This window comes from Aurantiacibacter luteus (assembly GCF_001010945.1).
GTDB lineage: Bacteria > Pseudomonadota > Alphaproteobacteria > Sphingomonadales > Sphingomonadaceae > Alteraurantiacibacter > Alteraurantiacibacter luteus.
Window position 1 is genome coordinate 89949 of sequence record NZ_LBHB01000003.1, and the last position, 20848, is coordinate 110796.

Annotated in this window: 19 protein-coding genes; 15 read left to right on the top strand and 4 right to left on the bottom strand. The window is 69.7% G+C overall.

The window, feature by feature from the left end:
* The 4 genes from AAW00_RS12120 to AAW00_RS12135 all read right to left on the bottom strand — a co-directional run bounded on the left by AAW00_RS12120 (position 1) and on the right by AAW00_RS12135 (position 4923).
* On the bottom strand, positions 1 to 858 hold the full coding sequence (locus tag AAW00_RS12120; protein WP_241461733.1) for an SDR family oxidoreductase: 858 nt from the start codon (positions 856 to 858) through the stop codon (positions 1 to 3).
* A 159-nt stretch (positions 859 to 1017) separates the two neighbouring features.
* Positions 1018 to 2985 (bottom strand): S9 family peptidase, encoded by a 1968-nt coding sequence (locus AAW00_RS12125; protein WP_047004706.1) that lies wholly within the window; start codon positions 2983 to 2985, stop codon positions 1018 to 1020.
* 44 nt (positions 2986 to 3029) lie between these two features.
* A complete protein-coding gene (locus AAW00_RS12130) occupies positions 3030 to 4295 on the bottom strand; it encodes a glycosyltransferase (protein WP_047004707.1) in 1266 nt (421 codons plus the stop codon).
* Between the two features lie 10 nt (positions 4296 to 4305).
* Positions 4306 to 4923, bottom strand: a complete 618-nt coding sequence (locus tag AAW00_RS12135) for a DNA-3-methyladenine glycosylase family protein (RefSeq protein ID WP_047004708.1) — start codon at positions 4921 to 4923, stop codon at positions 4306 to 4308.
* Positions 4924 to 4991: 68 nt separating this feature from the next.
* Here AAW00_RS12135 and AAW00_RS12140 point away from each other — a divergent pair, with 68 nt between their 5' ends.
* The 15 genes from AAW00_RS12140 (at position 4992) to murC (ending at position 20824) form a co-directional block, all read left to right on the top strand.
* Positions 4992 to 5309, top strand: a complete 318-nt coding sequence (locus AAW00_RS12140; RefSeq protein ID WP_047004709.1) for a 2Fe-2S iron-sulfur cluster-binding protein — start codon at positions 4992 to 4994, stop codon at positions 5307 to 5309.
* A 70-nt stretch (positions 5310 to 5379) separates the two neighbouring features.
* Complete coding sequence (locus AAW00_RS12145) at positions 5380 to 6393, top strand: cysteine synthase A (RefSeq protein WP_047004710.1); 1014 nt, start codon at positions 5380 to 5382, stop codon at positions 6391 to 6393.
* Positions 6394 to 6411: 18 nt separating this feature from the next.
* Positions 6412 to 6783: a hypothetical protein gene (locus AAW00_RS12150; RefSeq protein ID WP_052761932.1), complete on the top strand. Its 372-nt coding sequence runs from the start codon at positions 6412 to 6414 to the stop codon at positions 6781 to 6783.
* Positions 6767 to 7633 (top strand): motility-associated ABC transporter substrate-binding family protein, encoded by an 867-nt coding sequence (locus AAW00_RS12155; protein ID WP_052761933.1) that lies wholly within the window; start codon positions 6767 to 6769, stop codon positions 7631 to 7633. Before AAW00_RS12150 ends, AAW00_RS12155 begins: the two co-directional genes overlap by 17 nt.
* 205 nt (positions 7634 to 7838) lie before the next feature.
* Positions 7839 to 8336, top strand: coding sequence for a division/cell wall cluster transcriptional repressor MraZ (locus AAW00_RS12160; RefSeq protein ID WP_047004711.1), 498 nt, complete (start codon positions 7839 to 7841; stop codon positions 8334 to 8336).
* Positions 8333 to 9289, top strand: a complete 957-nt coding sequence (rsmH, locus tag AAW00_RS12165) for a 16S rRNA (cytosine(1402)-N(4))-methyltransferase RsmH (protein WP_047004712.1) — start codon at positions 8333 to 8335, stop codon at positions 9287 to 9289. The genes AAW00_RS12160 and rsmH overlap by 4 nt, the downstream gene beginning before the upstream one ends.
* Positions 9286 to 9816 carry a hypothetical protein gene (locus AAW00_RS14325; protein WP_052761934.1) on the top strand — a complete coding sequence of 177 codons (531 nt, stop codon included), beginning with the start codon at positions 9286 to 9288 and terminating at the stop codon, positions 9814 to 9816. Before rsmH ends, AAW00_RS14325 begins: the two co-directional genes overlap by 4 nt.
* Positions 9813 to 11576: a peptidoglycan D,D-transpeptidase FtsI family protein gene (locus AAW00_RS12175; protein ID WP_047004713.1), complete on the top strand. Its 1764-nt coding sequence runs from the start codon at positions 9813 to 9815 to the stop codon at positions 11574 to 11576. Before AAW00_RS14325 ends, AAW00_RS12175 begins: the two co-directional genes overlap by 4 nt.
* A complete protein-coding gene (locus AAW00_RS12180) occupies positions 11576 to 13054 on the top strand; it encodes a UDP-N-acetylmuramoyl-L-alanyl-D-glutamate--2,6-diaminopimelate ligase (RefSeq protein WP_047004714.1) in 1479 nt (492 codons plus the stop codon). The genes AAW00_RS12175 and AAW00_RS12180 overlap by 1 nt, the downstream gene beginning before the upstream one ends.
* A complete protein-coding gene (locus AAW00_RS12185) occupies positions 13051 to 14508 on the top strand; it encodes a UDP-N-acetylmuramoyl-tripeptide--D-alanyl-D-alanine ligase (RefSeq protein ID WP_047004715.1) in 1458 nt (485 codons plus the stop codon). The genes AAW00_RS12180 and AAW00_RS12185 overlap by 4 nt, the downstream gene beginning before the upstream one ends.
* A gap of 11 nt (positions 14509 to 14519) precedes the next feature.
* Positions 14520 to 15590, top strand: a complete 1071-nt coding sequence (gene mraY / locus AAW00_RS12190) for a phospho-N-acetylmuramoyl-pentapeptide-transferase (RefSeq protein WP_047004716.1) — start codon at positions 14520 to 14522, stop codon at positions 15588 to 15590.
* Positions 15587 to 16957, top strand: a complete 1371-nt coding sequence (gene murD, locus AAW00_RS12195; RefSeq protein WP_047004717.1) for a UDP-N-acetylmuramoyl-L-alanine--D-glutamate ligase — start codon at positions 15587 to 15589, stop codon at positions 16955 to 16957. The genes mraY and murD overlap by 4 nt, the downstream gene beginning before the upstream one ends.
* Complete coding sequence (locus tag AAW00_RS12200) at positions 16954 to 18183, top strand: FtsW/RodA/SpoVE family cell cycle protein (protein WP_082125066.1); 1230 nt, start codon at positions 16954 to 16956, stop codon at positions 18181 to 18183. The genes murD and AAW00_RS12200 overlap by 4 nt, the downstream gene beginning before the upstream one ends.
* The gene (gene murG / locus AAW00_RS12205) at positions 18180 to 19391 is read left to right on the top strand and encodes an undecaprenyldiphospho-muramoylpentapeptide beta-N-acetylglucosaminyltransferase (RefSeq protein ID WP_047004718.1); all 1212 of its coding nucleotides are present in this window, start codon (positions 18180 to 18182) and stop codon (positions 19389 to 19391) included. Before AAW00_RS12200 ends, murG begins: the two co-directional genes overlap by 4 nt.
* Positions 19388 to 20824 (top strand): UDP-N-acetylmuramate--L-alanine ligase, encoded by a 1437-nt coding sequence (gene murC, locus AAW00_RS12210; RefSeq protein ID WP_047004719.1) that lies wholly within the window; start codon positions 19388 to 19390, stop codon positions 20822 to 20824. Before murG ends, murC begins: the two co-directional genes overlap by 4 nt.
* Positions 20825 to 20848 lie beyond the last annotated feature (24 nt).

Below are 20848 nucleotides of genomic sequence, written 5' to 3' on the forward strand. Positions count from 1 at the left end.
CTAGCCGCTCGCGGCACGCCCCTCGCTGTGCTCGTGCGCGTCGGCCAGCGCGCGCGCGCGGCGGCGCAGGAGCCAAGGCATCCACTTGGCAACGCGGGCGAGCTTGCGCGCCGTCTTGCCGACGAGGAAATGCGTGCGCCGCTCGGAGTGCACCGCGTCCCACGCCGCCTGCGCGACCACCTCCACCGGCGTGAACTCCAGCCCCGCCTGCACCACGGCATCGCGGATCGGCGTGTTGCGGCTGCGGTTGGGCGCGGCCTGCAGCAGCGGCGTGTCGATGAAGCTGGGCATCAACGAGCGCGAGCGAATGCCGTAGGGCGCCCATTCGGCATCGAGGCTTTCGGTCATCGAGCGCACCCCGGCCTTGGTCGCACCGTAGATCGACTGGTTGGCCATGCCGTGGATGGCCGCCGCGCTGGCGGTATTGAGCAGGCACGATCCGGGCGCGGCCTTCATCAGGTATGGGAAGGCGGCCTTGGCGCCGTAGAACACCGCGCGCAGATTGACGTCGAGCAACAGGTCGAGCTCCTCGTGCGTCACCTCGCTCAAGGGGCCGCCCGAGGGCAGGCCGGCGTTGTTGGCGACCACATCGATGCGGCCCTCGTTGAACGCCGCGAACTGGCCGAGCGCCTCGTCCCAGCCTTGGCGGTCGGTGACGTCGAAGCGGTAGGCGTGGCAGCGACCCTCGGGCAGCATGGCCTTCGTCTCGTCCAGCCCCGCCTGGTTGCGATCCGCGATGCCGACCAGCCACCCCTCGGCGGCGAACCTGATTGCGATGGCCCGCCCGATGCCGGATCCGCCGCCGGTGATGAAGATGCTCTTTTGCTGCAATGCCAGTCTCCCGCTCGGCATTCCCATTACCCGCTCGTCCTGAGCTTGTCGAAGGACTGCTTTCCTCTTTTGTCCATCGAAGGAGAAGGACGACCCTTCGACAAGCTCAGGGTGAGCGGGTTGGGGGCTTAGGGTGAGCGGGGTGGGGGCTTAGGGTGAGCTGGGCAGGGCGGACGGCTGGGTTTTCTACAACCCCTTCACGAACTCCCGCCCCGTGCGGATGTCCGCCGTGGAGGCTGCCAGCGTGTCGCCCACCGGCTCGGCGCGGCCGCCCAGCACCTCGGCGAGGAAGTTCTCGGTAATGGCGTTGAAGGCGATGTTGTTTTCCGGGCGGGCGAAGCCGTGGCCTTCGTCGGGGAACAGCACGTAGGTGACGGGCACGCCGTCGCGCTCCATGGCCTCGACGATCTGGTCGCTCTCCGCCTGCTTCACCCGCGGGTCGTTGGCGCCCTGGCCGATCAGCAGCGGGCGCACGATGTCCTTGGCGCGGTAGAGCGGGCTCGCGTCCTTCAGTGCCTGCAGGCCCTCGGGAGTGGATGGGTCGCCCATGCGTTCGTGGAACTGCTTCACCAGCGGCTCCCAGTAGGGCGGGATGGTTTCCAGCAGCGTCTCGAGGTTCGAGGGGCCGACGATGTCCACCCCGCAGGCGAAGACCTCGGGCGTCATGGCGAGGCCAACGAGCGTGGCATAGCCGCCGTAGCTGCCGCCCATGATTGCCACCTTGTCGCGGCTCGCCACGCCGCGCTCCACCGCCCAGTCGACGGCATCGAGCAGGTCGTCGTGCATCTTGCCCGACCATTCGAGATTGGCCGCGTTCACGAAAGCCTTGCCGAAGCCCATTGAGCCGCGGAAGTTGACGCTGAGCACCGCGTTGCCGCGGTTGGCCAGCCACTGGTGCTGGCGGTTGAACCCATATCCGTCGCGCGCCCAGGGCCCGCCGTGGACCAGCAGCACCATGGGCACGGGCGCACCCGGCACACCGTCGCCGTCGGCATCGCAGCCGGGCGGCAGGGTGAGGTAGCTCGGCAGCGTCAGCCCGTCGCGCGCGGGGATCTCCACCGTGTGCATGGGTTGGAGCGGCGCGCCTTCCAGTTCGGGCTTGGTGACGTAGAATTTCGTCAGCTTCATCGCGTCGCGGTCGAACAGGTAGCTGGCGATGGGGCCGGTCAGCGGGTCGTTCCAGACCAGCCAGCGGCGGTCGTCGTCGGTGCGCGACTGCACGCCGAAGTCGCCCTCGAACTGTTCGCGCAGGAAGGCGAAGGCGGCCTTCAGGTCCTCGTCGAGAAAGTGGTGCTCGGTACGCAGATAGGTGGCGGTCCAGCCCTGGATCACGCCGGTCTTCGGATGGCGCAGGGTATGGCCGATATCAGCGCGCGCGTCCTCGGCGATCAGCGTGCGTGTGCCGGTGGCGACATCCTCGGCATAGATCGCCGCGGTGTCGCGCCCGCGGCTGTCGGTCCAGTAGAGCGTGCTGCCGTCGGTGGTGTAACCCGCCATGCCGGTGATGAGCGCGTCCTCGAGACCGGTCGTCTCGCGGGGCTCCTCGGCCACCACGCCGCCTGTGATCTCGTGCATGTCGTTGCCGCCCGCCGCGTTCTGGCGCACGGCCCAGCGCAGCGTCAGGCTGTCGTCCGCCTCGAACCCGGCCCATTCGTTGTTCTCGAAGACCAGCGTGGTCTCGCCGGTGTTCAAGTCGAGAAGGTGGACGTCGTGAAAGCGAGGGTCGCGGTTGTTGAGGCCGATCAGCAGCTTGTCGCGCTGCGTTTCCGATCCGCCGACCACCTGCACGCGCGTGTTCTCGAACGGGGTCAGGCATTTTTCCTCGCCGCCGTTCTCAATGCCTTCCAGGCCCACCTGGTAGAGCAGGTAGTTCTCGTCCCCGTCGCGGTCGCGGATGTAGAGCAGGCTGCCGCTGTCGGGCGCCCAGAAATACTGCGGGATGGGCCGGCCCTCGGCGGCGGTCATGCGGCGCACGTCGCTCTCGTCGTCGGCGCCAATGGAATCGAAAGGCGCCATGAACACGTTCATCACCCCCTGCCACGGGGCCATCCAGCTGACCCACTTGCCATCGGGGCTGATCTTGCCGCCGGAGCGGCTGGGATTGCCGAACAGGTGATCGCGGGGGATGAGCGGCGTGGTGTCGAGATCGGTCATGGGGTCTCCCTGTCGGCCCGGTGGGGCTGGTCCCGCCCGGACAGTTAGGAAGCGTGGCGCCGGTTTCCAACCGGCGGCGCGGCGAGCGCGGCGGCGACGCGGTCCAGCACGGTCGCCTGCTGGCGTTCCCAGCAAAAGGTGTTGCGCGCGGCGGTTAGCGCGGCGGCGCGGGCGGCGGCGAGGCGGGCGGGGTCCTGCACCAGCCCCTCGATCGCGGCGGCGAGCGAGGCGGCATCGTCCGGCTCGCAGGTGGAGATGGCATCGGGCACCGCGCTGGCGATCTCCGCCTGACCGGCCGTGCGCGTGGCGACGACGGCCAGCCCGCCGAGCAGGTAGTGAAACAGCTTGTTGGTCACCGTCAGGTCGCGGCTGGGCGGGTCGGTCGCCTCCAGCGCCAGCCCGATGTCGTGTTCGGCGATGCGGCTGAGCAGTTCGCCGGGCGGGACGAGGCCGTGCAGGTGGAGGCGGTGGCCGCGTGCGGCGGGGAAGCGGGCGCGCAGCCAGGCCTCGTCGGCAGCGGATACGTCCCCGCGCAGGTGCAGGTCCACCGGCGTCACGACCAGCGCCAGCGCATCGCACAGCGCCTCCAGTCCGCGGCCGGGCCCTATGGTCTGGGAGACCCAGTGGAGCGAGGGCAGGCGCCCGTCACCCTCCGCCCGGTCCCTTGCCAGCCCGTCGAGCGCCGCGCGGTCGGACCAGGGAAAGACGTTGTAGACCACGCCCGGCACCGGCCCGCCGCTCGCCTCGGCCAGCGCGCCTGCCAGCGCCTGCGAGGTCGTGACCGCCATGCCGCCCCGGCGCACGGCGGCCCTTTCCGCGCGCGCCAGCCAGCCGACGGGGCGATGCAGGCGCGCTTCGGGGAGCAGGTCCTGCGAATACCAGTCCTCGATATCGACACCCGTGCGAAGACCGTCGCGGGCGAGGGCGTCGGCGACGGCGAGCCCCACTTCCTGGTGCCCGATGGTGAGGTCCGCACCCAGCTGCCGTGCCAGTCGCACCGTCCGCTTCACGCCATAACCCAGTGCGCGCGGCGCGAGCGCAGGCAGTTGGCGAAAGCCGCGCATGGCCGCGAACCGCTCGGCGCGAAAGGCCAGCGGGGCTGGCGCTGGAGAGGTGAGGTCCGCCGTGGTGACGACCCCAAAGGCTGCGCTCGCTGCGATCTCGGCATCGCGCGCGGCCCAGTCGGCGCTCAATACCGGGCGCAGCACGGTGACGCGGTAGTCTGCCTCCGCCAGCGCGCCCGCCTCCTTCACCACGCGCGGATTGCGGCACAGCGGCGCCCCGGTGGCGATGGTGATCGTGGCGGGCATGGGGCGGGTTCTACAGCGCGGGGTTGTTGTAGCAATGCCAGGTGAAGATCGCGGTGGCCCCGCGATGCGGCCGCCACGGTTCGGCCAGCGCACGGGTGGCCTTTTCGTCGGGGCGATCCGGCAGGCCGAGAATGCGGCCGATCCCGGCCATTACGGCCAGGTCGCCGGCAGGCCAGATGTCGGGGCGGCCCTCGGCGAACAGCAGGTAGATTTCCGCCGACCAGCGGCCGATGCCCTTGATCTTCACGAGCTCGGCAATGGCCTCCTCGTCGTCGTCGGGCAGGTCGTCGAAATCGACCTCGCCCGCGTGGACGAGCTCGCACAGGCTGCGTGCATAGCCCTGCTTCTGGCGCGAGAGGCCACAGGCGCGCAAGGTGTCGAAATCGCGTTCGAGCAGGGCGGCGGGCGCGAAACCCGCGCCCAGTTCCGCCTCCAGCTTGTTCCACATGCTCGCCGCCGCCGCCACGCTCACCTGCTGGCCGACGATGGTGCGCAGCATGGTCATGTACCCGGTCGGGCGGATGCGCGGTTCGGGGTATCCGGCCAGCGCCAGCGCGCGCGCGATGGCGGGCTCGCGCACGGCGACCTCATCCAGCGAGGTGCGAATCTGTTCTGCCGTGAGACCCATGCGCGCCTTCTTGCCAACTGCGGCGCGCTTGCCTAGCAGCCGCTCACAGCAGCGCCAGAGGAATTGCCATGCCCAAACTCACCGTCGTCACCCGCGCAGGCGAGGAATCCACGCTCGATGTCGCCAGCGGCCTGACCGTAATGGAAGCCATCCGCGACAACGGCTTCGACGAGCTGCTTGCGCTGTGCGGCGGGTGCTGTTCGTGCGCCACCTGCCACGTCCATGTCGATCCGGCCTTCGCCGACCGCCTGCCGCCGATGAGCGAGGACGAGGACGACCTGCTCGATTCCAGCGACCACCGCGACGCGACCAGCCGCCTGTCGTGCCAGATCCCCTTCACCGACGCCCTCGACGGGCTGAAGGTGCGGATCGCCGAAGAGGACTAAAGCTGGCAGCGGGGTCTGCCCAAGGAGGATTAGGTTGCGCGGCGAATCGCCCGCTCCTAACTCTGCCGCCATGACCTCGCCTCCCGCCCGCGCCAGTGCCCTCGATCTCATCGGCAATACGCCCATCGTCCTGCTCGAGGGCGCGAGCGAGGCGGCGGGGTGCGAGATTTGGGGCAAGTGCGAATTCGCCAACCCCGGCGCATCGGTGAAGGACCGCGCGGCGCTGTGGATCGTGCGCGACGCGGAGAAGCGCGGCGAGCTGCGACCCGGCGGCACCGTGGTGGAGGGCACGGCGGGCAACACCGGCATCGGCATCGCGTTGGTGGCCAACGCGCTCGGCTACAAGTGCGTGATCGTGATGCCGGACAACCAGTCGCAGGAAAAGATGGCCACCCTGCGGGCGCTGGGCGCGGAGCTCGTCACCGTGCCGCCGACCAAGTTCGCCGATCCCGCGCACTTCGTCCACACCAGTCGCCGCATCGCGGAAGAGACCGAGAACGCCATCTGGGCCAACCAGTTCGACAACGTCGCCAACCGCCGCGCCCATATCGAAAGCACCGCGCCCGAAATCTGGGAGCAGCTGGAAGGCCGGGTGGACGGCTTCACCTGCGCGGTCGGCACCGGCGGCACGCTGGCGGGCACGGGCATGGGCCTGCGCGAAAAGGACGAGAACGTGCGCATCGCGCTGACCGACCCCTACGGCGCGGCGCTGTTCAACTACTATGCCCACGGCGAGCTCAAGGCCGAGGGCAGCTCGGTCGCCGAGGGTATCGGGCAGGGCCGCATCACCGCCAACTTGGAAGGGCTGGAGGTCGACACCCAGTTCCGCGTCTCCGACGAGGAGGGGCTCCAATGGGTCGCCCGGCTGCTGCGCGAGGAGGGGCTGTGCCTGGGCCTGTCGAGCGGCATCAACGTGGCGGGCGCCGTGATGCTCGGGCGGCAACTGGTGGCCGAAGGGCGCGAGGATCCGCGCGTGGCGACGATCCTGTGCGACACCGGCTTCCGTTACCTTTCCACGCTCTACAACGCCGAGTGGCTGCGCGAGAAGGGCCTGCCGGTCTTCGACTGGCTACGTTCATCCTGATCCACTAGACCTGCGCGCATGGCCCTCGACCCCTTCGAAATCCTCAAGCGCGCCGCGGGCGACGATGAAACCACGCCGAGCACGCCGCTGGGCGGCACGCGGGCCGAGCGCCTGCAGCGCCTGCAGATCGGCGTGTTCGGTATCCTTGCCATGGTCCTGCTGGTGGGCTTGGCCGACGTGGTCACCAGTCGCCTCGCCATGACCGAAGCCGCCGCCGTGCCCGAGGCCGCGCCCACGGTCGAGGCGACGGAGACGGCGATCCCGCGCGACCCGCTCGTCGATGCCGGTGTCGCGCCCGAAGTGCCGGCGACCGATGGCGAGCCGGGTACCGCGCCCGCCGCGCCCGCACCGGCTGTGCCGAGGACGGGACAGAATGCGCCGTTGCAATAGTCTGCTCGCCGCCGCGGCTGCCGCGCTGCTCGCCTGCGTGCCCGCCGCCGCGCAGGACGCAGGCCCTGCCGCCGAGCCCGGGCGCGCCGAAATCGCGCTGATGGGCACCGTTCCGCTCTACTGGGGCGAGGCGGGGGATTTCGACGAACTGCTAACCGGCACCGCGCCGGTCCACTGGGCTCGCGCGGTGATCGAGAGCCACGGCCATCCGGTCCCGCTCGACTACCTGAGTGCGAAGGCGCTCGCGCCGTACCGCTACCTCGTCATGGCCCAGCCGCGCGGGCTTACGGGGGAGGAGAACGTCGCGCTCGATGCCTGGGTAAGAGGCGGCGGTCGCCTGCTGCTGTTCGCCGACCCGCTGATGACCGGCGAATCGCGCTTCCACCTCGGCGACCGGCGCAGGCCGCAGGACGTGACGCTGCTTTCGCCGATCCTCACACACTGGGGGCTGGAACTGAGATTCGACGCTTCGCAGCCCGACGGCCCTGCCAGCGTCGATCACTTGGGCGAGACGATCCCGGTCAACATGCGCGGGACCTTTGCGGGGATCGACGGGCACGAGGAATGCGCTGTGGTAGGCGACGGCCTGCTGGCCCATTGCGCCATCGGCACGGGCGAAGCGCTGCTGGTGGCCGACGCCGCGCTGCTCGACATCGCCTCGCCTCCAGCAGGTGCGCCAAGCGCCCTCGAGTCGCTGATGCGGCACATCTTCCCCGCGCTTGCGAGCGATACCGGGGAAATTGCGGGACGGGCCGGGGAAACGCCCGCAGGCGCCGGCGAAAACGACGAGATTCCGCCGATTTCCGACGCCGGGGAAAGCGTCGATGGACGGAAACGGTCTCCGGGATAGGCAAAAACAAACAGCGATTTACCACGTTATCCCATAAATTCCCGCAAATTCCCCTTCCATCCCGCTTTGTGCGGGGTTATGACGTTAACTCATCGGACAAGCCTGCCGGGTCGCGTCTCCATGCGAGGCGACCGGGCCGCGTATTCGCGCGGCTCGCGACGGGGAAGGCGTGTTCACGGGGAAGTGCGAAGCGGGGACTTGGCGGGTGGCGCAGCGGCCTACGGGATATGGAGGACAGGGCTTTTCGCTTCGCGGCGAAAAGGATCGCTTCGTCCTGCCCCCGGCCTTCCGCAAGGATTTCGCCGACAAGGGCGACGACCGCGTCCTCTGCCTCGCCAAGCATGAGCGCTGGCCCTGCCTCAAGGGCTTCAGCCTCTCGCTGACCGAAACCTTCGAACAGATGCTCGACCGCGAGGAAGAGGCCGCGCTGCGCCGCCAGCAGGACTTCGACCGCGAGCTGCGCGGTATGCAGCTGTGGGGCTTCGTCGAGGTGCCTTTCGATGCCAGCGGCCGCTTCGTGCTGCCCGAGCACATCGCCGACCTCGGCGATGTGGGCGATGCGCTGTATTTCCAGGGCGGCACGCCGTTCCTCACCCTGTGGAACCCCGACCGGCTGGCGCAGATGGGCACCGGCTGGGAACAGGCGCAGGCCAATTGCCGCACGCTGGAAACCGCCGCCCGCGCGAAGGGGAAGGGCAAGTGACCGCCGCCGTCCCGCACATTCCCGTCCTACTGGGTGAAGTCGTCGCCGCGCTGTCTCCGCAGCCGGGCGACGTCGTCATCGACGCGACCTTCGGCGCGGGCGGCTATACCCGCGCCTTTCTCGATGCCGGGGCGACGGTCCATGCCTTCGACCGCGATCCGGACGCCATCGCCGCCGGCCGCGAGTGGCCCGAGACCAGGGGCGAATCCCCGCGCCTGGTCCTCCACCCGCGCCGCTTTTCCGAAATGGTGGCCAGCATGGCCGAGGCCGGCATCGCCCGCGTCGACGGCATCGCGATGGACATCGGCGTGTCCTCCATGCAGCTCGACCAGGCAGAGCGCGGCTTCGCCTTTTCCTCGAACGGCCCGCTCGACATGACGATGAGCCGCTCGGGTCCCACGGCGGCCGACTTCGTCAACGAGGCCGAGGCCGACGAGATTGCCGACGTCCTCTACCGCTACGGCGAGGAGCGGCAGTCGCGCCGCGTCGCCCGCGCCATCGTCGCCGCGCGCCCGCTTGCGACCACGGGCGAACTGGCGCAGGTGGTCAGGAAGGCGCTGGGCTTTCGTCCCGGCGACAAGAAGGACCCCGCGACCCGCAGCTTTCAGGCGATCCGCATCCACGTGAACGGCGAGCTGGACGAGCTCGAGACCGGGCTGTCCGCCGCCGAGGCACTGCTGAAGGACGGCGGCCGTCTCGCCGTGGTGACGTTCCACAGCCTGGAGGACCGCATCGTGAAGCAGTTCTTTCGCGACGCGGCGAACCTGAACCCGCGCGCTTCGCGCTACCTGCCCGAGATGCAGGACGCGACGCCCGCGCGCTTCGAGAGCGTGACCAAGGCCATCCGCCCTTCCGCCGCCGAGATTGAGCGCAATCCGCGCGCGCGGTCCTCCACCCTGCGCGCCGCCACCCGCACCGCCGCCCCCGCCGCCTCCAAGGAGTATGCCGCATGACGCCCGCATCCCGCATTCGCCGCATCGGCTGGATCGCCGTGCTCACGGTATGCCTGGCGCTCTACACGGTGTTGCACGTCAAGGTGAACGCGGTGCGCGCCGACGTCGTAAATGCCGAGCGGCGCATCGTGGCGCTGGAGGAAAGCAACCTGCTGCTCGAGACGGAATTCCTGACCCGCACCAACCAGTTGCAGCTGGCGGCGTGGAACCGCGTGGACTTCGGCTTCCAGTCGCCCGAGGCTGGCCAGTTCATCGAAGACAACCGCCAGCTCGCCAGCTTCGGCAAGCCGCGCGGGGCCGACGCGCCCGAACCCATCCGCCTTGCCGGCCTGCGCTCGGGAGAGGATGTGCCGGAATTCCCGCGGCTGGTCTCGCCTCTGACCGGCCGCCCGGTCGACGAGGACGTGCTCGGCACCGAGGCGGACGAGGACGGCGGCAGCCACCTCGCCGTGACCGTCGCGCCCGGCCCGCTGCGGATGCCCATCGTGGGCCCGCATTTCGCCGTCACGGAGGTCGCCGCCCGGTGAACAGTCTCGCCGTCCCCAGCACGCTCGTTCCCGCCACCGGCGGAACGCTCGACTTCCGTCGCCGCTCGCTGCTGATGGCGCGCCTGCGCGTGCTGATGGTGGCGGCGGGCTTCCTGCTCGTCGCCTTCATAGCGCTGGTGCGGATCGCCTGGATCGGCGTGGCGCAGCCCGGGCACGAGGTGCGCTCGATGGCCGATGCGCTGCTGCCCCCGCGCGGCGAGATCACCGACCGCAACGGCGTGCCGCTCGCGCGTGCGTTCCCTGCCTATGCGCTGTGGTTCAACCCCGATGCCATGAGCGAGGGTGGCGACGGCGGCCCACCGCTGGTCAAGACGCCCGAGCAGATCGCCACCGAATTGCGCGCCATCTTCCCCGATCTCGACACCTACGAGGTGACGCAGCAGCTCGCATCGGGACGCGCGGGCTACATCCGCCGCCGCGTGCTGCCCGAGGATGCCAACAAGGTGATGGCCATCGGCGAGCTGGCGCTGGAGCTGCCGCAGGAAGAGGATCGGCATTATCCGCAGGGCTCGCTCGCCGCGCACGTGCTCGGCTACGTCGGCGCCGACGACAATGGCCGCGTGGGTATGGAAGAGGTGCTGAACGAGCGCCTGAGCAATCCCGCCACGCGCGGCGAGCCGGTCGCGCTCTCGATCGACATGCGCGTGCAGGGCGCGCTGGAGGACGAGCTGGCGAGCGGGATGCGCTCGGTCAACGCGGTGGGCGCTGCGGGCATCGTGCTCGACGTCGATACCGGTGAAGTGCTGGCGCTCGCCTCGCTGCCGGAATTCGATCCCAATGCCGTTACCAGCGCCGACGTGCGCGTGACGAACGAGCAGCACGCGAGGGGCGAGGTACCGCGTGCCTTCAACCGCGTGACCAACCAAGTCTACGAGCTCGGCTCCACCTTCAAGCCGCTGACGGTCGCCGCCGCCATCGACAGCGGCGCGGTGACCAACCTCGCCAAGCGCTACAACGCCGCACCGCTGCCGGTGGCGGGCTTCACCATCCGCGATTCGCACCCGCTCGGCGCGTCGCTCAACATTCCCGAAATCCTGATACACTCGTCGAACATCGGCACCGCCCATGTGGTCGACGACATGGGCCCGGCGACGCTGCGGCGCTACATGGTCGATCTCGGCATGAACGAGCGGCCGTACATCGAGCTGCCCGCGCGCGGCTTCCCGATCTGGGCGAGCGGCGACTGGCCGCGCATCCGCGCCATGACGGTGGGCTACGGCCACGGCATCGCGGTAACTCCGCTGCACCTCGCATCCGCCTATGCCGCGATGGTCAACGGCGGCGTCTGGCGTCCGGCCACGCTGCACAAGCTTGCGCCGGGCGAGGCGCCGCGCGGCCGCCGGGTGTTCAAGGCCAGCACCAGCGCCCGCATGAACCAGCTGCTGCGGATGATCGCGGTCTACGGCACGGGCCGCAATGCCGATGCGCCGGGCTTCCGCGTCGGCGGCAAGACGGGCAGCGCGGAAAAGCCCTCGAGCGGCGGCTATGCCCGCTCCTCGCTGGTTTCCACCTTTGCCGCGGCCTTCCCGATGGACAATCCGCGCTACGTCGTCATCGCCATGCTCGACGAGCCCCAAGGCACCGTCGCCAGCAGCTTCCAGCGCACCGCCGCCTGGAACGCCGCGCCCATCGTGGGCCGCCTCGTGCCGCGCATCGGACCGCAGCTCGGCGTCCTTCCCGATGCCGACCGCGACATCGACCTGACCGATCTCAAGCCGCTCGTCGGGGATACCGACTGATGCGCCTCGCCGATTTCGCCAGCGAGCTGGGGATCGACGCGGGGCCGGGCGGCGACACGCCGATCACCGGCTTCGCCATCGATCACCGCAAGGTCGCGCCCGGCAACGTGTTCGGTGCCTTCCAGGGCGCGGCGGTGAACGGGGAAGATTTCATCGAAGCCGCCGTCGCCAGCGGCGCGGTCGCCGTGGTCGCCCGGCCCGAAGCCAGGGTCGAGGGTGCGCTGCACCTCGCGGGCGAAGTCCCGCGCCAGCTCTTCGCGCGGCTCGCGAGCCGGTTCTACCGCCCGACGCCGCAGGTCGTCGTGGCGGTCACCGGCACCAACGGCAAGACCTCCACGGTCGAGATGACCCGGCAGATCTGGCGCATGGCGGGAGAACGCGCGGCGAGCATCGGCACGCTCGGCGTCACCACGCCGGACGAGAGCGTTTCCACCGGCCTCACCACGCCCGACATCGTCACCTTCCTCGGCAACAACACCGGCCTCGCGCGCGAGGGTGTGACGCACGTCGCCTACGAGGCCAGCAGCCACGGCCTCAGCCAGTACCGCAACGAGGGCCTGCCGGTGATGGCCGGGGCCTTTACCAACCTTTCCCGCGATCACCTCGACTATCACAAGGACATGGAGGACTACTTCGCCGCCAAGATGCGGCTGTTCTCCGAGGTGGTCGACGACGGCGGCAGTGCGGTGATCTGGGCCGACGACGAATGGTCGGCCCGCGCCATCGAGGTGGCGAAGACGCGCGGTCTCCGGCTGTTCACCGTGGGCGCGAAGGGCGCCGCGGATGCGGGCGGGATCAATCTCATTGCCCGTACGCCCAGCCCTCTGGGGCAGGAGCTGAAGATCGTCCACGCCGGCCAGGCCCACGCCATCCGACTGCCGCTGATCGGCGCCTACCAGGTGGCGAACGCGCTGGTCGCCGCGGGTCTCGCGCTCGTCACCGGCACACCCGCGGCGCAGGTGTTCGACGCCGTCGCCCGGCTGCAACCCGTTCGCGGGCGGCTGGAGCGGGCCGTCATTACCCAGGCCGGCGCGCCGGTCTACATTGACTACGCCCATACGCCCGATGCGCTCGCTGCCGCCATCGCCGCGCTGCGCCCGCACGTCTCGGGCCGGCTCATTACCGTGTTCGGCGCGGGCGGCGACCGCGACCAGGGCAAGCGCGCGCCGATGGGCGAGGCGGCCGTGGCAGGCAGCGATCTCGTCATCGTTACCGACGACAATCCGCGCGGCGAAGACGCCGCCGCCATCCGCCGGGCCGTGATGCAGGGCGCCGCGGGCGCGCGCGAGGTCGAAGGCCGCCGCGCCGCCATCGCCGCCGCCGTGGCCGAGGCGGGCAAAGACGACATCGTGCTCGTCGCGGGTAAGGGACACGAACAGGGACAGATCGTGGGTTCGGGAGAGAATATGCGGGTTTTGCCCTTCGATGACGTGACCGTGGCGCGCGAATGCGCCGCCGAACTGGCGGTGAAGCGATGAGCGCGCTCGCGAAGACCCTGCGCTGGCCGCGCAAGCGCGACGATGCGCAGCGCCTCGCCCTTTGGACCTCCACCGAGATCGCGGCCGCTACCGGCGGCACCGCTTATGGTGAATTTCAGGTTAGCGGCGTGGAGATGGACAGCCGCGACGTGGTGGCGGGCGACCTGTTCGTGGCGCTGAAGGGCGAGGCGATGGACGGCCATCGCTTCGTCGATACGGCCTTTGCCAATGGCGCCGCCGCCGCGCTGGTCGATCGCCCGGTCGACTTTCCGCACGTGCTCGTAGAGGATACGACCGAAGCGCTCCACGCGCTCGCCCGCGCCGCGCGCGAGAGGGCCACGGCTCGCGTCGTCGGCGTCACGGGCTCGGTGGGCAAGACCGGGGTCAAGGAGGCGATCTTCACCGCGCTCGAGCGTTCCAGCCGAGGCGCCGCGCACCGCAGCGTGCGCAGCTACAACAACCACGTCGGCGTGCCGCTCAGCCTGTCGCGGATGCCCGCGAAGAGCCGCTTCGGCGTGTTCGAGATGGGGATGAACCACGCGGGCGAGATCGCCGGGCTGACCGCCCACGTGCGCCCGCATGTCGCCGTCGTCACCACCATCGCGCCCGCGCACATCGAGAACCTCGGCAGCGAGGAAGCGATCGCCGATGCCAAGGCGGAAATCTTCGCCGGGCTGCAGAAGGGCGGCACGGCCGTCATCCCCGCCGACAGCCCGCATTTCGAGCGACTGCGCGATGCGGCCAAGGCGCAGGGCGCCAAGGTCGTTGCCTTCGGACGCGGCGCGCATGCCGACATGCGCCTGCTCGATGCCATTCCGCGCGTGGAGGGCGGGGCGCTGGTCACCGCCGCCATGGGCGACCTTCGCCTTTGCTACACCGTCGCCGAGCCGGGCGAGCACTGGATCGACAATTCGCTGTGCGTGATGGCCGCGGTCCATGCCGCGGGCGGAGACCTGGGTGCTGCCGGCCTCGCGCTCGCCGAGATGGGCGGCCTGAAAGGACGAGGTGCGCGCCTGCGTGCAAAGGTTCCCGGCGGCCATGCGCTGGTCATCGACGAGAGCTACAACGCCAACCCCGCCTCCATGCGCGCAACGCTCGCGCAGCTCGGCCAGACGCCCGCAACCCGCCGCGTCGCCGTGCTCGGCAGCATGAAGGAGCTGGGCGACTTCGCCGATCGCTTCCACGCCCAGCTCGCTGCGCCCGTGGCCGATGCGGGCGTGGACTACGCGGTGCTGGTGGGCCCGGAGATGCTGGCGCTGGCACGCGAGATGGGGAAACTTCCCCGCGATACGCTTGGCAATCGCTTTTCCTACGCCCATTGCGAAAACGCGGGCGAAGCCATTGCGGCACTGCAGGAGTTCGGCCTTGCCGGCGGAGACGTCGTGCTCGTCAAGGGATCGAATTCGGTGGGGCTTTCGCGCGTCGTGGACCACTTTGCCGCCAGGGAAGGCTGACCCCAGGGCCGATGTTCTATTTCCTCGCCGAGATGCTGGATTTCGAGGGTATCCTCAATCTCGTCCGATATCAGACCTTCCGCGCCGGTGCCGCCATGATGACGGCGCTGATCATCGGCCTCGTCATCGGTCCGCGCTTCATCCGCATCCTGCGCGTGCGGCAGGGCAAGGGCCAGCCGATCCGCACGGACGGCCCGCAGACCCACCTCGCCAAGGTCGGCACGCCGACCATGGGCGGGCTGATGATCCTGACCGCGCTGACGATTTCCATGCTGCTGTGGATGGACCTTGCCAGCCCCTTCGTCTGGGCCTGCCTGGCCGTGACGATGGGCTTCGGTCTCATCGGCTTCCTCGACGATTACGACAAGGTCACCAAGCGCAGCCATCGCGGCGTATCGGGCAAGGTCCGCCTGCTGCTGGAATTCGCCGTGGCGGGGGTCGCCAGCTACCTCATCGTCAGCAACATCAGCACCAGCCTCTACGTCCCCTTCGTGTTCAACGAGGCGATTCCGATGGGCTGGTTCTACTACGTCTTCGCCGCCTTCGTGATCGTGGGAGCGGGCAACGCGGTGAACCTGACGGACGGGCTGGACGGCCTTGCCACCATGCCGGTGGTGATCGCGGCGGGCGCATTCTTGCTGATCTGCTACCTCGTCGGCCGCGTCGACTTTTCCGGATACCTCGGCATCCCGCACGTGCCGATGGCGGGAGAGCTTGCCATCATGTGCGCGGCGATCATGGGATCGGGCCTGGCCTTCCTGTGGTTCAACGCCCCGCCCGCCGCCGTGTTCATGGGCGATACCGGTAGCCTCGCGCTCGGCGGCGCGCTGGGGGCCATCGCGGTCGCCAGCCACCACGAGATCGTGCTCGCCATCATCGGCGGCCTGTTCGTGCTCGAGGCCGCGAGCGTCATCATTCAGGTGTTCTGGTTCAAGCGCACGGGCCGCCGCGTCTTCCGCATGGCCCCGATCCACCACCACTTCGAGCAGCTCGGCTGGTCGGAGAGCAAGGTGGTGATCCGCTTCTGGATCATCGCCATCGTGCTCGCCGTGCTCGGCCTCGCCACGTTGAAGCTGCGGTGATTACCGGCAGCGCCTTTGCCGGGAAGCGCTACTGCGTGCTGGGCCTCGCGCGGTCCGGCATGGCCGCGGTAGAAAGCCTGCTGGCGAGCGGCGCCGAGGTGACCGCCTGGGATCGCCGTGTCGAGCCACGAGAGGAGCTGGCTGGCCGCGTCACCCTGGCCGATCCGTTGGAAATCGACCTTGCCGGGTTCGACGGCGTGGTCGTTTCTCCCGGCGTGCCGCTCAACACTCATCCTCTTCGCGAGCGGGCGGCGGCCGCGGGCGTGCCGATCGTCGGCGATATCGAACTCTTCGCGCTCGCCCGGCCTGACCTGCCGCCGCACCGGGTGATCGGCATCACCGGCACCAACGGCAAGTCGACCACCACCGCGCTTGTCCATCACCTGCTGGCGCAGGCGGGCGTCCCCGCGCGGCTGGGCGGCAACATCGGCCTGCCCATCCTCGGCGAGGAGCCGCTGGAGCAAGGCGGGGTCTATGTGCTCGAATTGTCGAGCTACCAGATCGACCTCACCCGCTCGCTCGCCTGCGAGGCGGCGGCGCTGATCAACATCACCCCCGACCACCTCGACCGCTACGACGATTTCGCGGCCTATGCCTTTGCCAAGGGGCGGCTGATGGCGATGCAGGGCAGCGGGCAATTCGCCGTGTTCGGCTGCGAGGATGCCCCCACCAGCGCCGTGCAGCAGGCCGAAGCCGCGCGCCGCGCGCCGGGCCGCGCCGTGTGCGTCGACAGCTGGGCCTGGTCCGCCTGGCAGAAGGACTGGCCGAGCCTTCAGGGCCCGCACAACCTGCAGAACGCCGCCATCGCCGCCGCGCTTGTGCAGGAGATGGGCGTCTCGCGCGAGGCGGTCCACGCGGGTCTCAAGACGTTTGCCGGGCTGCCGCACCGGATGGAGCGGGTGGCGACGTCGCGCGGCATCTTGTTCGTCAACGACAGCAAGGCCACCAACCCCGCCTCCACCGCGCCCGCGCTGGCCGCCTTTCCGCCGGAGGGCGGACACCCGCGCATTCACTGGATCGCCGGCGGCCTCGCCAAGGAGGACAACCTCCACGACTGCCAGCCCTACTTGGGCAACGTCGCGGCGGTCTATACCATCGGCGAGGCGGGGGAGATGTTCGCGCGCATCCTCGAGCCGCGTGTCGAGGTGGAACGCTGCGAATTCCTCGCCGAGGCGGTGCGCCGGGCGGTGGGCAGGGCCAGGGCGGGCGACGTGGTGATGCTCAGCCCCGCCTGCGCCAGTTTCGACCAGTTCCGCGACTTCGAGGTACGCGGGCAGACATTCCGCGAGCTGGTGGCCGAGCTCGGCTGCGGCGGCGACCGCGCCGCCTGCGGGCTTGACACCGCGACGACAGGGGCAAGTGCATGAGCGGCAGGCCGATCTTCATTCCCCGTCCGGGCGAGCGCAAGGGCCCCTCCGGCCAGCCGCGCCTTGCCCGCGACTGGCGCCGCGACCTCAGGATCTGGTGGCGCGAGATCGACCATTGGCTGTTGGGGCTGGTGCTGGCGCTGATGGCGGCCGGCACGCTGGCCGTGGCCGCGGCCTCGCCCGCCAGCGCCCACCGCCTGTCCACCGACGAGACGACCCTGCCCGCGCTCTACTTCTTCTGGGCGCACCTGCGCTGGCAATTCGTCGGGCTGATCGTGCTGTTCGGCACCTCGATGGTCGCCAGCCGCGAACTCAGGCGCGGTGCGATCCTGCTGGGCGCGGCCATGCTGGTGGGCCTGCTGCTGGTGCCCGTCGTGGGCAGCGAGATCAACGGCGCGCGGCGCTGGCTCAACCTCGGCTTCTCGCTCCAGCCGAGCGAGTTCCTGAAGCCCGCCTTCGCGCTGATCCTCGCCTGGGTGCTGTCGTGGAAGGTGCGCGACGAGACCTTGCCTGTAATGCCCATCACCGCCGCCTTCGTCGGCCTGATCGGGGTGCTGCTGATGATGCAGCCCGACCTCGGCTCGGCCATCCTGTTCGCGGGCTGCTGGATGGTGATGGTGGTGGTCGCCGGGCTGCCGCTGCAACGGCTTGGCTACCTCTCGGGCGCGGGCGTCGGGCTGCTGGTGCTGGCCTACCTGTTCTACGACAACGCCCGCAACCGCATCGACACCTTCCTCGGCGGGCCGACCGCCTACGACCATGTCGATCTCGCCAGCCGCACGCTGGGCGGCGGGGGCTGGTTCGGCACCGGTTTCTGGCTGGGCCGGGAAAAGCTGCGCCTGCCCGAAGCCCATACCGACTACATCTTTTCCGTCATCGGTGAGGAATTCGGTCTGATCGCCTGCGGTCTGATCGTGGTGCTCTACCTCGCCATCGTGCTGCGCGTGCTGGTGCGACTGGTCGACGAGGACCGGCTCTACATGATCCTCGCCGCCAGTGGCCTGACCGCGCTGATCGGCGGGCAGGCCTTCATCAACATCCTCGTCAACCTGCAGCTGTTCCCCAGTAAGGGCATGACGCTGCCGCTGGTGAGCTATGGCGGCAGCTCAACCATCGCCATCTGCCTGACCGTGGGCATGCTGCTGGCGGTGACGCGGCGCAACCCGTACCTGGAGCGCGAGCCCTTCGACCTCGCCGCCGGTTTCGAGCGGGAGGAACAGGCATGAGCGGCGCCGAAGTCCCTCGCAGTTCGCGCCATTTCGTGCTGGCAGCCGGTGGCACCGGCGGGCACCTGACGCCCGCCTTCGCGCTGGCGCACGAGCTGGAGCGGCGCGGCCACCACGTGGCGCTGGTCACCGACGAGCGCGGGGCGAATATTCCCGGCAAGCCCGATTTCCTCACTGCCCACGTCCTGCCGGCGGGCCGCTTCGGCAAGAATCCGCTCGGCTGGCCCAGGGCGATCATGGCCGTGCTCAAGGGCCGGGCGATGGCGAAGCGGCTTTACGAGACGGTGCAGCCCAGCGCCGTCATCGGGTTCGGCGGCTATCCTGCGGTGCCCGCGCTGCTCGGCGCGCAGGCGATGGACATTCCCACCGTCGTCCACGAACAGAACGCCGTGCTGGGCCGGGTCAACCGCCTGTTCGCGGGCCGCGTGAACGCGATAGCTACCGCCTATGGCGAGGTCGACCGCCTGAAGACGAAGCACAGTGCCAAGGTCCACCTCGTCGGCAACCCGGTGCGCCCCGGCGTTCTGGCGCTGCGCGACGAGCCGTTTCCGCCGTTCATGGAAGACGGCATCTTTCGCGTGCTCGTGACCGGCGGCAGCCAGGGCGCGCGCGTCCTGAGCGAGGTGGTGCCCGACGGGCTCTCCATGCTCCCGCCCGCGCTCAGGAGCCGGTTGCAGGTCACCCAGCAGTGCCGCGCGGAAGACCTCGAGGCGGTCCGCAATCGCTATGCCAGCCACGGCATCCCCGCCGAACTCGCGACCTATTTCGAGGACATGGCCGCCACGCTGGCGGACGCGCACCTGTTCATCGGCCGCGCGGGAGCCTCGACCATCGCGGAACTGACCGCCGTCGGCCGCCCGGCCATCCTCGTGCCGCTGCCCATCGCCACCGACGATCACCAGGCCGCCAACACGCGCGAGATGGTGAAGGCGGGCGGGGCGCGCTCGATCCGCCAGTCGCGGTTCGAGGCGAAGGAGCTGGCCAAGCAGATCAACGCGATGGCGCTGCGCCCCGACACCCTCGCCACCGCCGCCCACGCCGCGTGGAACTGCGGCCGTCCGCAGGCCGCCAGCGACCTCGCCGACCTCGTCGAGAGCTTCGGCGGGGCGGACATGATGGAGGTCATCCGCGTGGGCGCGAACAATGCGCGCGGGGCCAGCCAGGGCGCGGAAGTCGGGCAGGGTGCTGCCAGGGAGAGCGCCCGATGAAAGCCATCGGCACCGAGATCGGCACGATCCACTTCGTCGGCATCGGCGGCATCGGCATGTCCGGCATTGCCGAGGTCATGCACAATCTTGGCTACAGCGTGCAAGGCTCCGACATGAGTGCCAGCGCCCGGGTCGAGGCCCTGCGCGCGCAGGGCATTCCCGTCGCCATCGGCCATGCCGCCGAGAACCTGGGCGATGCGGCGGTCGTCGTCACCTCCACCGCGGTCAAGCGCACCAACCCGGAAGTAGCCGCCGCCCTCGACGCGCGCGTGCCCGTGGTGCGCCGCGCGGAAATGCTGGCCGAGCTCATGCGCCTCAAGCAGACGGTCGCGGTCGCGGGCACGCACGGCAAGACCACGACGACCAGCATGGTCGCCGCGCTGCTCGATGCGGGCGGGGTCGATCCCACGGTCATCAACGGCGGCATTATCGAGAGCTATGGCTCCAACGCCCGGCTCGGCGCGAGCGAGTGGATGGTGGTGGAGGCCGACGAGAGCGACGGCAGCTTCCTGCGCCTCGACGGCACCATCGCCGTCGTCACCAATATCGATCCCGAACATCTCGACCACTACGGCAGCTTCGACGCGGTGAAGGATGCCTTCGTCCAGTTCATCGAAAACGTGCCCTTCTACGGCGCGGCTGTGCTGTGCCTCGACCATGACGAGGTCAGGAACGTCATCGCCAAGGTGCGCGACCGGCGCGTCATCACCTACGGCTTCTCCCCCCATGCCGACGTGCGGGCCGAGAACGTCTCCCCTGACGGCGGCACCACGCATTTCGACGCGGTGCAGACCGCGCGCGACTGCAGCGAGGTCCGGATCGACAACATCGCGCTCCCCATGCCCGGCCGCCACAACGTGCAGAACGCCTGCGCCGCCATCGCCGTGGCACTGGAGATGGGCGTCGACCACGATGCCATCCGCACCGGCTTCGCCCGCTTCGGCGGGGTCAAGCGCCGCTTCACCCGCGTCGGGCAGATCGACATGGGCGAAGGGGTGGGCGTCGAGGTGATCGACGACTACGCCCACCATCCGGTGGAGATCCGCGCCGTCCTCTCCGCCGCTCGCGATGCGGCCAAGGGTAGGGTCGTCGCCGTGGTCCAGCCGCACCGCTACACCCGCCTGCGCGACCTGCTGGAGGACTTCCAGGGCGCCTTTGCCGACGCCGATCTCGTCTATGCCGCGCCGGTCTATCCTGCCGGGGAAGATCCGATCGAGGGCGTGGACGAGCACTCGCTCGTCTCCGGCCTGAAGGCGCGCGGTCATCGCCGGGCCGAGGCCGTGAGCGGCCCCGGAGACCTTGCCGAGAAACTGAGCGAAACGCTCTCGCCGGGCGACATGGTCGTGTGCCTGGGCGCAGGCGATATCACCAAGTGGGCCGCAACCCTCGCCGCCGACGTCACCGAATTCCGCAGCCGGGCGGGAGCGGCCTGATGCCGTATCAGCCGAACGACGACC